Source organism: Bifidobacterium sp. LH_416, assembly GCF_056357055.1.
This window is the reverse complement of the sequence record NZ_JBKEVJ010000001.1, coordinates 290,940-306,036: the sequence shown is the minus strand read 5'-3', so window position 1 is coordinate 306,036 and position 15,097 is coordinate 290,940. Positions and strand designations below refer to the sequence as shown.

The 15,097-nt window shown below is 57.4% G+C and carries 13 protein-coding genes; all 13 read left to right on the top strand.

The genetic code is table 11. The features are described 5' to 3' along the window. Positions 1-240 precede the first annotated feature (240 nt). The 13 genes from AC1AY0_RS01455 to AC1AY0_RS01395 all read left to right on the top strand — a co-directional run bounded on the left by AC1AY0_RS01455 (position 241) and on the right by AC1AY0_RS01395 (position 14,947). Positions 241-840: an ECF transporter S component gene (locus tag AC1AY0_RS01455; protein WP_476523414.1), complete on the top strand. Its 600-nt coding sequence runs from the start codon at positions 241-243 to the stop codon at positions 838-840. Beyond that, positions 840-2,366 carry an ABC transporter ATP-binding protein gene (locus tag AC1AY0_RS01450; protein WP_476523415.1) on the top strand — a complete coding sequence of 509 codons (1,527 nt, stop codon included), beginning with the start codon at positions 840-842 and terminating at the stop codon, positions 2,364-2,366. Before AC1AY0_RS01455 ends, AC1AY0_RS01450 begins: the two co-directional genes overlap by 1 nt. Further along, positions 2,363-3,268: an energy-coupling factor transporter transmembrane component T family protein gene (locus AC1AY0_RS01445; protein WP_476523416.1), complete on the top strand. Its 906-nt coding sequence runs from the start codon at positions 2,363-2,365 to the stop codon at positions 3,266-3,268. Before AC1AY0_RS01450 ends, AC1AY0_RS01445 begins: the two co-directional genes overlap by 4 nt. Before the next feature lie 60 nt (positions 3,269-3,328). Beyond that, a complete protein-coding gene (locus AC1AY0_RS01440; protein ID WP_476523418.1) occupies positions 3,329-4,198 on the top strand; it encodes a TrmH family RNA methyltransferase in 870 nt (289 codons plus the stop codon). A 77-nt stretch (positions 4,199-4,275) separates the two neighbouring features. Further along, positions 4,276-5,331 carry a phenylalanine--tRNA ligase subunit alpha gene (gene pheS, locus AC1AY0_RS01435; RefSeq protein ID WP_476523582.1) on the top strand — a complete coding sequence of 352 codons (1,056 nt, stop codon included), beginning with the start codon at positions 4,276-4,278 and terminating at the stop codon, positions 5,329-5,331. Positions 5,332-5,339: 8 nt separating this feature from the next. Then, positions 5,340-7,949 (top strand): phenylalanine--tRNA ligase subunit beta, encoded by a 2,610-nt coding sequence (gene pheT / locus AC1AY0_RS01430; RefSeq protein WP_476523419.1) that lies wholly within the window; start codon positions 5,340-5,342, stop codon positions 7,947-7,949. Positions 7,950-8,033: 84 nt separating this feature from the next. Continuing rightward, positions 8,034-8,651 (top strand): hypothetical protein, encoded by a 618-nt coding sequence (locus AC1AY0_RS01425; RefSeq protein WP_476523421.1) that lies wholly within the window; start codon positions 8,034-8,036, stop codon positions 8,649-8,651. Positions 8,652-8,810: 159 nt separating this feature from the next. Continuing rightward, positions 8,811-9,905 carry an N-acetyl-gamma-glutamyl-phosphate reductase gene (gene argC / locus AC1AY0_RS01420; protein WP_476523422.1) on the top strand — a complete coding sequence of 365 codons (1,095 nt, stop codon included), beginning with the start codon at positions 8,811-8,813 and terminating at the stop codon, positions 9,903-9,905. Then, positions 9,902-11,077: a bifunctional glutamate N-acetyltransferase/amino-acid acetyltransferase ArgJ gene (argJ, locus tag AC1AY0_RS01415; protein ID WP_476523424.1), complete on the top strand. Its 1,176-nt coding sequence runs from the start codon at positions 9,902-9,904 to the stop codon at positions 11,075-11,077. The genes argC and argJ overlap by 4 nt, the downstream gene beginning before the upstream one ends. Positions 11,078-11,216: 139 nt before the next feature. Further along, positions 11,217-12,173: an acetylglutamate kinase gene (gene argB / locus AC1AY0_RS01410; RefSeq protein ID WP_476523425.1), complete on the top strand. Its 957-nt coding sequence runs from the start codon at positions 11,217-11,219 to the stop codon at positions 12,171-12,173. After that, the gene (locus AC1AY0_RS01405) at positions 12,163-13,458 is read left to right on the top strand and encodes an acetylornithine transaminase (RefSeq protein ID WP_476525598.1); all 1,296 of its coding nucleotides are present in this window, start codon (positions 12,163-12,165) and stop codon (positions 13,456-13,458) included. The genes argB and AC1AY0_RS01405 overlap by 11 nt, the downstream gene beginning before the upstream one ends. 11 nt (positions 13,459-13,469) lie before the next feature. Next, a complete protein-coding gene (argF, locus tag AC1AY0_RS01400) occupies positions 13,470-14,435 on the top strand; it encodes an ornithine carbamoyltransferase (RefSeq protein ID WP_476523428.1) in 966 nt (321 codons plus the stop codon). After that, complete coding sequence (locus tag AC1AY0_RS01395) at positions 14,432-14,947, top strand: arginine repressor (RefSeq protein WP_476523429.1); 516 nt, start codon at positions 14,432-14,434, stop codon at positions 14,945-14,947. Before argF ends, AC1AY0_RS01395 begins: the two co-directional genes overlap by 4 nt. The last annotated feature ends 150 nt before the right edge of the window (positions 14,948-15,097 follow it).

Sequence of the window (15,097 nt, the reverse complement as noted above, 5' to 3'; positions counted from 1 at the left end):
ACCCTCAATCTTCAGACGCTTCTATTGCCTTTGACCGTGGTTTGTTTTATAGTCGGGGAGTTGACACGGGAGCTGCCGGTTGGGCGGCTGAGAGGAGACGCATAAGTCTCGACCGATGGAACGTGACCGGGTAATGCCGTTCGTCACGGAATTGTCGCTCTTACATACCCGTGCCTGAACCCAATGTGACTTGGTGTTTTACATCCCAAGCCGCATGAGAAGAGAAGAAAAGGCACAATCATGACTCAGGCTGTGGCTAAGGCCAACTACAAGTGGCGCGTTGTCGATATTGTCGTCGCCGCTATTATCGCCGTCGCATCCGGCGTTATTTTCTGGGGTTGGGACATCGTCTGCGCTGTCCCGCTGACCCTGTTCGAAGGCGTTACCCCGGGCTTCGAAGGTCTGCTGAACGGCTTCTGGCTGTTCGCTGGCCCGCTGGCTGCCATCATCGTGCGTAAGCCGGGTGCTGCTCTGTTCGCTGAAACCCTCGCTGCCTTCCTTGAGCTGACCCTGGGCAACCAGTGGGGCGTCGGTGGCTCCCTGATCGTCGGCATCATTCAGGGCCTTGGCGCTGAAATCGCCTTCGCTGTATTCGCTTACAAGAAGTGGAACATCGGCACCACCCTGCTGTCCGGTGCTCTGGCTGGCGTGGGCTGCTGGGCTTACTACTGGGCTACCAACCCGGGCTGGAACGGTCTGCGCGTCACCTGGTACCTGGTGGGCTCCATCATCTCCGGCATCGTGATTGCTGGCATTGTGGTCTGGTTCCTCTCCCGTGCGATTGCCGCCACCGGCGTGCTTGACCGCTTCGAGTCCGGCCGCGCTCAGGCTCGCGTCTGATGCAGGTACAACCGGCCGCCGTTGAAGCCAACGGCTGGGGCTGGAGGCACGCAACGCGTAAGGATTTCGCGTTGCGTGCCGTTGATTTCACTATCCAGCCAGGTGAACGTGTTCTATTGCTTGGCGCTTCGGGCGCTGGAAAAAGCACGATGATGGCTGGACTCGCAGGCGTGCTCGGCGGCGATGAGGAAGGCGAACAGGAAGGTTCGCTCACCATCGACGGCGTGGACGCCCGCGAAGCGCGAGGCCGTGTGGGCTTGGTGCTCCAAGACCCGGACTCGCAGATTATTCTTGAACGATTGGGCGATGACGCCGCATTCGGTTGTGAAAACCTTGACGTGCCGCGCGAGGAAATCTGGCAGCGTGTACGTGAATCCCTAGGCTTAGTAGGTCTGGGAGATCTTGATCTGAATCGCTCCACTCGCCATTTGTCTGGCGGCCAGCGTCAGCGTCTCGCATTGGCCGGCGTACTGGCCATGAAGCCGGGTCTGCTGCTACTGGATGAACCGACCGCAAATCTTGACCCAGAGGGCGTAATCGAAGTCCACGATGCGGTCAAAAAAGTAGTGGAAGCAACCGGTCAAACCATGGTTGTGGTCGAGCATCATATTGATGTATGGCTGGATTTGGTTGACCGCGTAATCGTACTTGGCCGCCCCGAACCAGGCTCTCCTGCGGGCGCAGTGATTGCTGACGGTAAGCCAGAAGAAGTTTTTGCGGCAATGGGGGATGTGCTGGCTTCCGGTGGCGCTTGGGTGCCAGGACGTGCGATTCCTGATTATCGGCCGGGCTCTAAGGCTGCCAATGCCGTGAATGTCAATAATGTATCCGCGCAATCTGCTGATGTGGATTCCGATACGCCGGTGTTGAGTTGCCGGAACTTGAGCTTTGGCCGCGGCAGTGCGCTGGGCAGTGGTATCAATCTTGATTTTTACCCCGGTGAAGTCACCGCATTGATGGGGCCGAATGGTGCGGGTAAGTCAACGTTTGCATTGACTTTGGCGGGATTATTGCCCCCCGTTGATGGCCAAGTGCTGATTGCTGAAAAACTTGCGCCGCGTGCAGACCGCCGCGAGCCAATTCACTGGAAAAGCCGTGAGCTTTTGGGCCGTATCGGCATGGTTTTCCAGGAGCCAGAGCATCAGTTTGCTGCGAATTTTGTACGCGATGAAGTGGCCGTAGGCCCGAAATCAATGGGCAAAAGCCAGGAGGAGGCCTACGCAATTGCTGATTCCATGCTGGAACGCATGAATCTGACTCGATTTGCGCAGGCTAATCCGTACACGTTGTCTGGCGGCGAGAAGCGCCGTCTGTCGGTGGCTTCCATGCTTGCCGCAGCTCCTCAGGTATTGGTTATGGATGAGCCGACGTTTGGCCAGGACTTCACCACATGGACTGAAATGGTCAAACTTATCGCCGCTATTCGAGATCAGGGTTCATGCGTGATTATGGTGACGCATGATGAGGCATTGGTGAACGCTTTGGGCGCGCGTCGCGTGATGTTCCAAGAGGGGAGCCGAGCATGAGCGAACCATTACAGATTACTGTTCAAGGTGAGCGCGGCAGCCATTCTGACGCTTCAATTCAGCAAATCGATACTGTTTCGGATATCGTCACGGTTAGTCCGCAGGACACCCGTGTAGAACCGGTCAAACCGGCTTCTCCATCGTGGTTTGTGGCGCGGATTAATCCGGTGAGCCGTATTATTGGCGCGCTGTTGCTGTGCATTCCGATGTTCTTCAGCTTGGATTTGGTGTCCGCATCTACCGCGCTGGGTATTGAATTTGTGCTGCTGTGGATTGGTGGCGTGGCTCCATGGACCGTTTGCCGCAAGACTTGGCCGGTATGGATCGCTGCTTTGGGCAGTTTTATTTCCGTCTTTCTGTATGCGCGAGTTTCCGGTGAGATCCTCTGGTCTGTTGGCTGGATTGTGATTTCCGAGGGGTCCTTCCCGCTGGCTCTTGCCACGGCGATTCGTGTTGCGGCTATTGCAGTGCCCGGCGTGATTCTGGCGCTTGGTCTTGACCCCACTGATTTGGCTGACGGTTTGGTGGAAATTCTGCATTTCTCACCGCGATTCGTGTACGGCGGTCTGGCTGGATTACGTATGTTCACGCTGTTGCAGGACGATTGGCGTGCGCTTGGCCTTTCTCAGCGTTCCCGCGGTCTAGGCGATGGCAACGCCATTATGCGTGCACTCTCGCAGGCATTCGGTTTGCTGGTGCTTTCCATTCGCCGTGCCACGAAACTTGCCACCGCTATGGAAGCCCGCGGGTTCGGTTCCGAAGCCCCACGCTCCCAGGCTCGAGTCTCCAGCCTCCATGCCATTGACTGGGTTTTCTACGCCATCTGCTTGGCCATCCCTTTCACCGCCCTCGCCATAGCCCTCGCCACTGGAAATTGGCACTTCGCTTTTCAGGGGGCTTAAAGCATCTCAGAAAACGTGTGATAACAATCGCCATGTACGTCTTGCGGTAGGCTAAAGCCTATGCCGATTAATGCCCAGATTCTTGATAATCCCAAGTCTGATCGCGTGCGCCGCATCGCCGATCTTGCGCGCGCCAAAGGCCGCGAACGCTCCGGTCGTTTTCTTATTGAAGGTCCGCAGGCGGTGCGCGAAGCTGTCATGTGGCGACCGGACGTGGTGCAGGACTTATATGTAGAGGTCTCCCAAGCGTTGGAACATCCGCGCATCATCTCGTCCACGCTGGAAAAAATCGTGGACAAATCGCAGGACGCCACAATTTACGTTCACCGTTGCACCGGCGAAGTCATCCGCCATATCAGCAAGGATGCGCAGGGCATTCTTGCCGTGGGCAACGTGCGCGGTATGAGCGTGAAGCCCGAAGATCTTGAGCTGGGCAATAATCCGCAGATTGCCGCGTTCTGGCAGGTGCGAGACCCAGGCAATGCAGGCACAGTGATTCGTGCTGCTGACGCCGCCGGCTGCGATGCCGTCATCTTCGTGGACGACTGTGTGGACACCTTGAATCCCAAGGTCATCCGTTCCACAGTCGGCTCCCTATTCCATATTCCTGTGCTCACGATGGGAACCGATGAATTCTTCAGCTGGGCAAGCGACCACAATATGGACGTTTGGGCGGCAGATGTATATGGTACTGAACAGCGCAAGCCGGAAAGTCTGCCGCAGGTTTTGGCTGATGCCGCTGCAGTAGCCGGCAGCAAAGCCGTGCTGTTCGGCAATGAAGCGCGCGGTTTAGAGCCGGAAATACTCGAACGTTGCGAGCGAATCGTATCCATCCCGCTTTATGGCAAAGCTGAATCATTGAACCTTGGCACCTCGGCTGCAGTTATGTTGATGAGCTTGGCTATGTCGGGTCATATTGAAACAATGTGACCTTGGAAAATACGCTGCAAACATTAGAAAACCGCGTTGAGGAATCATCGAACGAAAGGGTTCTCGTGGCAGAACAAATGGTGTTCGACGCCGACCAGGTAACCGCTGCTGTTGCCGAAGGCATCGAGAAAATCCAGAACGCCTCCAATCTGGAGGAGCTGAAGGCCATCAAGACACAGTACGCAGGAGCTGATTCTGCGATGACTCGTGCCAGCAAGGCCATCGGTTCACTCCCGGTAGATAAGAAGAAGGACGCCGGCAAGCTGATGAGCAAGTTGCGCGCCGACTTTGGCCGCGCTTACGGTCCTAAGGAGACTGAACTCAAGGAAGCCGCCGAGAAGGCCGCGCTTGCAGCTGAAACCGTGGATATGACTCTGCCGGTGAATCGCAAGCCGTTGGGTGCTCGTCACCCGCTGGCCAAGCTGATGGAAGATGTGGAGGACTTCTTCATCTCCATGGGTTGGCAGATTTCTTCCGGTCCGGAAATCGAAGCGGAATGGTACAACTTCGACTCCTTGAACTTCGGCCCTGACCATCCGGCTCGCCAGATGCAGGATACCTTCTACGTTAAGGGCAATCAGGCCAAGGATGCCGCCGGTTTCGTGGGCTCCAACATGGTGGTGCGCACACAGACCTCGTCCGATCAGGTTCGTGCACTGCTCACCCGTGGTGTGCCGCTGTATATCGCCAGCCCGGGCCGTGTGTTCCGTACCGATGAGCTGGATGCTACCCATACTCCGGTCTTCCACCAGTGCGAAGCCCTCGCCGTGGATAAGCACCTGACTATGGCCGATTTGAAGGGTGTGCTCGATAAGCTCGCTGTGGCCATGTTCGGCCCGGAGGCCAAGACCCGTCTGCGCCCGAGCTACTTCCCGTTCACTGAGCCGAGTGCTGAGCTCGACCTGTGGTTCCCTGATAAGAAGGGCGGCCCGGGCTGGCTCGAATGGGGCGGCTGCGGCATGGTGAACCCGAATGTGCTGCGCTCCGCTGGCATTGACCCGGACGTGTACACCGGTTTCGCTTTCGGCGTGGGTATGGAACGTACGCTGCTGCTGCGTAGCGATATCAACGATATGCACGACCTGGTTGAAGGTGACGTGCGTTTCGCCGAACAGTTTGTGATGGGGGAGTGATTTAAGCCATGCCTATGATCGATATCGATTGGCTCAAGGACCATGTTGAGGTTCCTGAAGGCCTGACATACGAGCAGCTCGCCAAGGACCTTGTCAAGGTGGGCCTTGAGGAAGAGGAGATTCACTCCTCCCAGGTGACTGGCCCGATTGTGGTCGGTTACGTGGTGGACGCAACCCCGGAACCGCAGAAGAACGGCAAGATCATCAACTGGTGCCATGTGGACTGCGGTGATGAGTGGAATGAAACCGACGAGAACGGTAACAAGGTGCCGCGTGGCATCATTTGCGGCGCTCCGAACATGAAGGCCGGCGAAAAAGTCGTCGTGACTCTGCCGGGTGCTGTGCTGCCGGGTGATTTCAAGATCGAACCGCGCAAGACCTACGGCCATATTTCCAACGGCATGTGCGCTTCCGAGCGTGAGCTGGGTCTGGGCGATAACCACAACGGCATCATTCTGCTGCGTGAATACGGCTTCACCGAGGCTGAGTACGAAGCATTGAAGCCCGGTCAGGATGCCATGCACCTGCTGCACCTCGACCAGCCGCTGCTCGAAATCAATATCACCCCGGATCGCGGCTACACACTGTCCTACCGTGGCGTGGCTCGCGAATACCATCACTCCACCGGTGCTCCGTACACCGACCCGGCCATCGCACTGAACGATAAGGCTCCGGAACCGGCTGACTACCAGCCTGGTACCAAGGTGGACATCGATATTGAAATCGATGATAAGAACCCGATTCACGGTGTTCCCGGTTGCGACCGTTACTACGCTCGCATTGTGAAGAACTTCGACCCCACCGCCAAGACCCCGAACTGGATGCGTCGCCGCCTGACTCGTGCAGGCATGCGCTCCCTGTCTCTGGCTGTGGACGTGACCAACTACGTGATGCTGGATCTTGGTCAGCCGATGCACGCCTACGATCTCGACAAGCTTGAAGGCCCGATTGTGGTCCGTCGTGCCAACGAGGGTGAAAAGCTCACCACGCTGGACGGCAAGGAACATGATCTGAGCGTCGAAGACCTGCTGATCACCGATTCCCCGAATGGTGAGCGCGGCTCCCGCATCCTCGGTCTTGCCGGTGTGATGGGTGGCCTCTACGGCGAAGTGACTGCTGATACCAAGAACATTCTGCTTGAGGCTGCTCACTTCGATCAGGTGACTATCGCCCGATCCGCGCGTCGCCACAAGATTCCGTCCGAGGCTTCCCGCCGCTTCGAGCGCGGTGTGGATACCGCTCTGCAGCCGGCTGCCGCCCAGATGGCCGCCGAACTGCTGGCCAAGTACGGCAATGGTGAGCCCAGCGAATTCCCGAACGACGTGAACAACACGCCACGTCGTAAGGTTATTCACTTCAAGGCTTCCGAGGTGGCTCGCGTAGCCGGCCTCAACGTAGACATCAACCGTATTTCCGATATTCTCACCGACATCGGCTGCACGGTTGCTGGTGGCGGCAACGGCGAATTCTCCGTGACTCCGCCGACCTGGCGTCCAGATCTCGGCGCTCCTTGCGATCTGGTCGAGGAAATCGCCCGACTGGTCGGCTACGATCAGATTCCGATCACCGTGCCTCCGGCTCCGGTGGAGGGTCTTGTTGGCCTGACTCCGAACCAGCTGCGTCGTCGTCGTGTGGCCGACGAACTGGCCGAGTACGGCATGGTGGAAGCATTGAGCTACCCGTTCGTAGGCGACGAGGATTACAAGGCCTTCGGTTACGATCCGGAAAGCACCAAGAAGGTGAGCGTGGAAATCGCCAACCCGCTGTATGGCGATCGCCCGTACCTGCGTCGTGAGATTCTGCCGACCTTGGCCACCACTGTGCAGCGCAACATCCGCCGCGGTATCGAAAACGTCTCTCTCTATGAGCTGGGTCACGTATACCTGTGGGATCCTGAAGCTCCGGCTATCCCGGCACTGCCTGGCGGCGTTCGCCCGACCGATGAGCAGCTTGCCGCACTTGACGCAGGTCTGCCGGACCAGCCCGATCATGTGGCAGGTATCCTGACCGGTCTTGCTGAAGATGCCGGCTGGCTTGGTGGCAAGCGTCCGGTTGATTGGTCTGATGCTGTGGAAGCCGTGCGCCGCATTGCCGGTCGTATCGGTGCGAACATCACCCTTGATCAGCCTGCTGCCGACGATGTGCCGGCACAGTGGCACCCGGGTCGCGCTGCCCGCGTGATGGTCGGCGATGTGTTCGCCGGCTGGGTTGGCGAACTGCACCCGCGCGTCAACGAAGCACTGGGCTTCCCGGAGCATTCTGCAGCCTTTGAACTGAACCTGACTGACCTGTTCGCCACGCTGACGGGCAAGCCGGTTCAAGCCAAGCCGATTTCCACCTTCCCGCCGGTCAAGCAGGATTTGGCCTTCACCGTTGACGAGACGGTCAGCGCCGGTCAGCTGGAAGCTGTGATTCGCGAGGCCGCAGGCGCCAACCTCGAATCCATCGAACTGTTCGATGTATTCACTGGCGAGCAGGTCGGCGAAGGCAAGAAGTCCCTGGCATACGCTGTGGTCTTCCGCTCCCCGAGCAAGACGCTCTCCGCAGAGGATAGCGACGCCATTCGCCAGTCCATCGTGACCGCAGCAGAAAAGATCGGCGCACAACTGCGCGCCTAACCTATCCCTCGGCTCCCCTCTTTGAGGGGAGCTGTCAGCAAAGCTGACTGAGGGGAGCCATCAATCATTAGTACAAGGAGCACTATGAGCCAGCCAGAACAACAGCAACCGCAATACGGGCAGTACAAGCAGCCTGAATACGGTGCAATGGCTGGCCAGTATGGTCCCAACTACAATCCATATCTTTATGGTGCTCCTGAACCTGATGCTGAACAGTCCGCAGCATCACAGCAAACGACTGGCACTGCGCAGCCGCAAAACGCACCGGGATATTACCCGGGCGGATATCCGGGTGCACAAGGTCAGCCGTACGGCCAAGCAGGGCAGAACAATCAGCCTCAAGCCAACGGCAAGCCTTACCAGCCGCATTACTACAACGGCATCGATCTGAACGACCCGTCCCAGAACCCACTGTATGGTCACTGGGATTCATACGCGATTATCGCGTTTGTACTGGCATTGTTCTTCCCGGTGCCTGTGCTGTCAGCGCTTATGGGCATTGTGGCTATGTGGCGTACACGCACCTTCCATATGAAGGGATTCGGGCTTGCCGTAGCCGCCGTAATATTGAATGTGCTGTACACGTTGGCTGTGATTTGGATGGCTTTGAACGGTTATGACGCTATGAGCCTGTACCAGGAAGCGCTTCAGCAGCTGACTGGCGGTGCTGGTTCCCCGTCGAGCGATTCCATTTCTGCATAAGCTCAATTCTTTGCTGCTTCGCCGGTGCTCTCTGAAAAAGGGAGTGCCGGCGAAGTCAATTAAGGACTTCTCATCCCAACACACCATGCATAACTATGCATAAGTTTGCATAATCATGTATACTCATTTCGGTTACATCAGTTTTGAAAAGAGATGAGTATGCCGAAATATTCAGTGGCTGTGGCCGGTGCCACGGGATACGCCGGAGGTGAAGCGCTGCGCATTCTCGCCGCGCACCCCGACTTTGAAGTCACCTGTGTGGCTGGCCATTCCTCGGTGGGGGATTCCATGGCCAAGCACATGCCGCACATTCCGCAATTGGCCGGGCTGACGGTTGAAGACACCACGCCAGAAGTGCTTAATGGCCATGACGTTATTATCCTTGCGTTGCCGCATGGTGCGTCCGGTAAGCTGGCCTCTCAGCTTGACCTGAATGCAGTGGTCGTGGATCTGGGTGCCGACCATCGTCTTGAAGAACGCGGCGCATGGGATGAGTTCTACGGCGGTGACTTCTACGAACACTGGACTTACGGCATGCCGGAACTCATCACCGGCAAGAATACTGATGGCTCATATGCCCGTCAGCGCGAAGCATTGCCAGGCACCAAGCGCATCGCTGGCCCGGGTTGCAACGTCACTGCAACCACATTGGCCCTGCAGCCGGGTATCGCCGAAGGCCTGATCGAGCCTAAGGATATCGTGGCTGATTTGGTTGTGGGATATTCCGGGGCAGGCAAGAATCTGAAGCGCACGAATCTGCTCGCCTCTGAAGCACTGCAATCCGCATTGCCGTATTCCGTAGGCGGCACACATCGCCATATTCCTGAGATTCTGCAAAACTTCGCGCATGCTGCAGGCAAGAATGCTGCGGCCGCCAGCGATTTCACGCTTGGTTTCACGCCGATTCTGGCTCCCATGTCTCGCGGTATTCTAGCCACTGTTTCTGCTCGTATGAGCGAGAAAGCACTAGATTTAAGCGATGAGGAGATTCGTGCAGTGTGGGCCAAGGCCTACGAAGACCAGGACTTCATGGTATTGCTGCCCGAAGGCATGCTGCCGGCAACCGGCAATGTGATTGGCTCGAACGCCGCTCATCTGCAAGTGGTAGTTGATCGCAAGTCCTCTCGCATCTACGCTTTTGCAGCCATCGATAATCTGAACCGTGGCACCGCCGGCCAAGCAGTGCAGTCATTGAACGTCGCTTTGGGCCTGCCTGAAGATGCGGGCCTGACCAAGATTGGAGTAGCACCGTGAGCGTTACCTTTGCACAAGGCTTTACCGCAGCAGGCGTAGAAGCCGGCATTTCTGCAGTAGAAGGCAAAAAAGATCTGGCGTTGGTCGTTAACAACGGCCCGCTGGATGCTGCGGCAGGCGTATTCACGTCGAATCGATTCTGCGCTGCACCAGTGCAGTGGAGCCGCAAGATGGTGGCAGACGGCCATATCAAGGCTGTGATTCTGAACTCCGGTGGAGCCAACGCCTGCACCGGTGAGGAAGGCTACGCCCAATCCAAAGCCACTGCAGAGAAGGTTGCGGCACTCGTTGGCACTAACCCCAGTGATATTGCGGTGTGTTCCACCGGTCTTATTGGCGAACTGTTGCCGCTTGACCATGTACTGGACGGTGCTGCCAAGGCATATGAGCAGCTTGCCGATACTCTTGAGGCCGGTTCGGATGCATCGCACGCCATTATGACCACTGATACCAAGCCGAAGACGGTTGAATTAACTGGTTCCAACGGTTGGAAGATTGGCGGCATGGTCAAGGGCTCTGGCATGATCGCCCCGCAGCTGGCCACCATGCTGTGCGTCATCACCACGGATGCCGTGGTGTCTGCTGGCCAGTTGCAGGCGGCGCTGACCGTTGCAGCCGAGCACTCCTTCAACCGCATCGATGTGGACGGCTGCATGTCCACCAACGATACGGTGCTGCTGCTTGCTTCCGGTGCTTCCGGCATCGAGCCAGATAAGGACGAGTTCAACAAGCTCGTGTGCGAAGCCTGCGCCAGCTTGTCCCGCCAAATCATCGGTGACGGTGAAGGTGCCTCCCACGATATCCGCATCAGCGTGACCGGAGCCACCAGCGAGGAAGCGGCACTTGCTTGCGGCCGCGCGGTGGCCGCCTCGAATCTGCTGAAGTGCGCCATCTCCGGCAACGATCCGAACTGGGGCCGTATCGTCAGCTCCTTGGGCACTGTGCCCGAAGAGGTTGCGCCATACGACTCCAACAAGGTGACCGTGGATGTCAACGGTGTGCGCATTTGCGAAAACGGCGGAGCCGGTCGTGACCGTAGCGAAGTCGACATGACCCCGCGCGAAGTGCACATCGACATCGATCTGAACACCGGTTCACACGCTGAAGCCACCGTCTGGACTGATGACCTCACCCACGAATACGTACACATCAACGCCGACTACGAAAGCTGACAATATCGGGTATTCACAGTTGATGAAGATGTTCGTTGTCCGACACACTCAAGGCCGTTCGGCCAAGCCTACGGTCTGACAACGAACATCTTCATCAACTTCTTACCTATTCACATATGTGAGGGGAAACAATAGTTTTATGGCTACGGAATTAAAGGGACCTGGATTCCATTTCGACGTGCATACCGATTTGCGCGCCGATCAGAAGGCGGAAGTGCTTATCGAGGCATTGCCGTGGCTGGAAGAGTTCGCCGGCCAGCGCATTGTGGTCAAATACGGCGGCAATGCCATGGTGGACGAGCATTTGAAGCAGTGTTTTGCTGAAGATATGGTCTTCCTGCGTCAGGTGGGCATTCATCCCATCGTGGTGCATGGTGGCGGTCCGCAGATTTCCCACATGCTGAAGGCCTTGGGCATCAAGTCAGAATTTAAGGGCGGTTTGCGTGTCACCACGCCTGAAGCCATGGATGTGGTGCGTATGGTGCTGACCGGCAAGGTGTCACGTGAACTCGTGGGTTTGATCAACGCTCATGGACCGTTGGCCGTTGGCCTGTCCGGTGAGGATGGCGGCCTGTTCTCCGCCACCCAGCGCAAGCCGGTCATCGACGGCACTCCTACGGATATCGGTCTTGTGGGAGACGTGGTATCCGTGGATGCTTCCGCCGTGGAAGATCTGGTTTCGGCCGGTCGTATTCCTGTGGTCTCTTCTGTGGCTCCAAATGAGGAAGATGCCACTGAAGTACTGAACGTCAATGCTGATTCTGCAGCCGCAGCACTTGCGTCCGCGGTTGGAGCTCACAAGCTGGTGATTCTGACCGATGTTGACGGTCTGTATGCCGATTGGCCGGATAAGAATTCGTTGATTGGCCGCATTGGCGTGGAAAACCTGCGCGATATGCTACCTGATCTTGAATCCGGCATGCGTCCGAAGATGGAAGCCTGCGTGCGCGCCATTGACGGTGGCGTACCGCAAGCACACATTATTGACGGTCGTAAACCACACTCCATCCTGAACGAGATATTCACTTCCGCAGGTATCGGCACTATGGTCGTTCCTGAGGACGGACTGGAAATGAGGAGCTCCTATGTCTACTGAGCATAAGGAAACACTGGGTGCTGAAGATAGCAAGTGGCTGGGGGAGTACTCCCAGGTTCACATGAACGTATTCGGTACGCCGCTTCGTGTGATGGACCATGGTCAAGGCACTCATGTCTGGGATGTTGACGGCAATGAGTACCTCGACTTCCTGGCTGGCATCGCAGTGAATTCACTTGGCTATGCGCATCCCAAGTGGGTTGAGGCGGTTTCCCAGCAGGCTGCGAAGGCCGCGCATATCAGCAACTACTTTGCCTCCGAGCCACAGATTGAGCTCGCTGCCAAGCTGGTTAAGCTGGCTGGCGCTCCAGAAGGCTCCAAAGTGTACTTCGGCAATTCCGGTGCCGAAGGCAATGAGGCTGCGCTGAAGTTGGCCAAGCTGTATGGCCGCACACTTCCGGGCGCATTGCCTTCCGTCGGTGGCAAGCCCGCTCGCATTATTGCGATGACACATGGCTTCCATGGCCGTACGATGGGCGCGTTGTCTGCTACATGGAAGCCGGGCATCCGCAAGCAGTACGAGCCGCTGGTACCAAACATCGAATTCGTACGTCCAGGAGATAAGTTCGCGCTGCATGATGCCTTTGCCCAGACCGGTCAGGGACATTACGGCAAGGGACCTGTTGCCGCAGTGATTCTGGAACTTATTCAAGGCGAAGCTGGCGTGAAGCCTTTGGGCGCCGATTACGTGAAGTTCGTCCGTGAGATGTGCGATATCAATCATGCGCTGCTCATCATTGATGAAGTGCAAACCGGTATTGGCCGTACCGGTGCATGGTTCGCTTTCCAGCGTGAGGACTTGTCTGGTGGCGTGACTCCGGATATGGTCACGTTCGCCAAGGGTGTAGCTGGCGGCTTCCCGATGGGTGGCATGATTGCTTTCGGTGCCAAGCTTGCATCTCTGTTCACTCCTGGCTCGCATGGCTCCACGTTTGCAGGTAATCCATTGGGTGCGGCAGCAGGATTGGCCACACTGGGAGTGATTGAGAACGATAATCTGATCGCTAATGCCGAAGAGCGTGGTAAGCAGCTGCGCGAAGGCATCATGGCTACCGGCAACCCGCTGTATGTATCCGTTCGCGGACGCGGTCTGCTCGATGCCGTTGAACTTCAGCACCCATGCTCCCACGCAGTCATGAACTACTGCCTTGAACGCGGTCTGATTGTCAATGCTGTTGCACCTGATGCACTGCGCTTCGCCCCGCCGCTGGTCGTCACCGCCGAGGACGTCGACCAAGCTCTTGCCATCCTCAAGACCGTTCCCGCCGACCTGCCCAACGACTAAAGGAGACCGATATGACACCAGAACTTCGCCACATGCTGCGCGATGATGATCTCAACCATGAGGAGCAGAAGCAGGTTTTGGAGCTTGCCATCAAGTTCCATCATGATCGCTTCTACAAGCAGCCGTTCGCTGGCCCGCAGGCCGTTGCCGTGCTGTTCGACAAGCCTTCCACCCGCACCCGCTCCAGCTTCTCCATCGGCGTGGCCGAACTGGGCGGCTACCCGCTGGTCATCGACAAGTCCGGCTCCCAGCTGGGCCGTGGCGAGCCGGTCGCTGACACTGCTCGCGTGCTGGACCGCATGGCATACGGTGTGGTATGGCGCACCTTCGGCCAGGATCGTGTGGAGGAAATGGCCAAGTACTCCACCCATCCGGTTATCAACGCGCTGACCGACGACTTCCATCCTTGCCAGATTCTCGCAGACTTCCAGACCATTGCTGAGCATCGCGGTGGTGTGGAGAACCTGAAGAATCAGACCATTGCCTACGTGGGTGATGCCGCCAACAACATGTCCAACTCCTACCTGCTCGGTGGTGCCGTGGCTGGTATGAACGTGCGCGTTGCCGGCCCGCAAGGCTACCTGCCTCGCCCGGATATCGTGGCTGATGCCGAGCGCATCGCTGCCGAGAATGGCGGTTCCATTCTGGTAACTACCGACGCCAAGGAAGCAGTGAAGGACGCCGACTGCATCTTCACCGATACTTGGGTTTCCATGGGTGAGGAAGCCGAATACGCGATTCGCTCCAAGCCGTTCTGGAACTACCAGGTCAACGCCGAACTCATGGCTCTGGCCAAGCCGGACGCACTGTTCCAGCACTGCCTGCCTGCGTATCGCGGCAAGGAAGTCACCTCTGAGGTGATTGATGGTCCGCAGTCCGTGGTGTGGGATGAGGCAGAGAACCGTCTGCATGCGCAGAAGGCTTTGATGACTTGGCTGGCCGGTAAGGCACGTGGAGACGAAAGCCTGCTGGCATGAGTGAATCCTCTCCGTCGTTGCAGCGGCCCGCTACTAGGGCCGCTCGACTCAGCGCCATTGAGCAGGCGCTGGCCACGCATATCGTCACTTCGCAGTCGCAACTGTCCAAGATTCTGATTGATGAGGGCATTGTGGTGACTCAGGCAACGCTAAGCCGCGATTTGGACGAAATGCATGCGGTGAAAACGCGCCTTAAAGATGGCACGGTGGCGTACGCGGTTGAGCGCGGTACTGTGGCCGGTGAAGGCGAGAGCCTGGTGGGGGAGCGCACAGAGGCACAAATGGCTCGTGTGTTGAGTGGATTGGTCACTTCGGTGGCCGCCGCCCGCAACCTTATCGTGGTGCATACGCCTTCAGGAGCTGCACAATATGTAGCTTCCGTGGTGGATAAGCAGCCGATTGACGGCGTGCTCGGCACCATTGCCGGCGACGATACAGTACTAGTAATCTGCACGGATGACGACACCGCCGCCACCCGCTCCGAATGGCTCCTCGCCCTCGCCTCCAAATAGCTACGTGCAATAGACTCCTCTGATGATTGGCTCCCTCTGATGAGGGAGCTGTCGAACGCAGTGAGACTGAGGGAGAGAAGCCGGCCGAACGGCCGAAAAAGAAATGCATCACCATGTGATTCATTCTTCCCAACACGCCCATGCATAAAT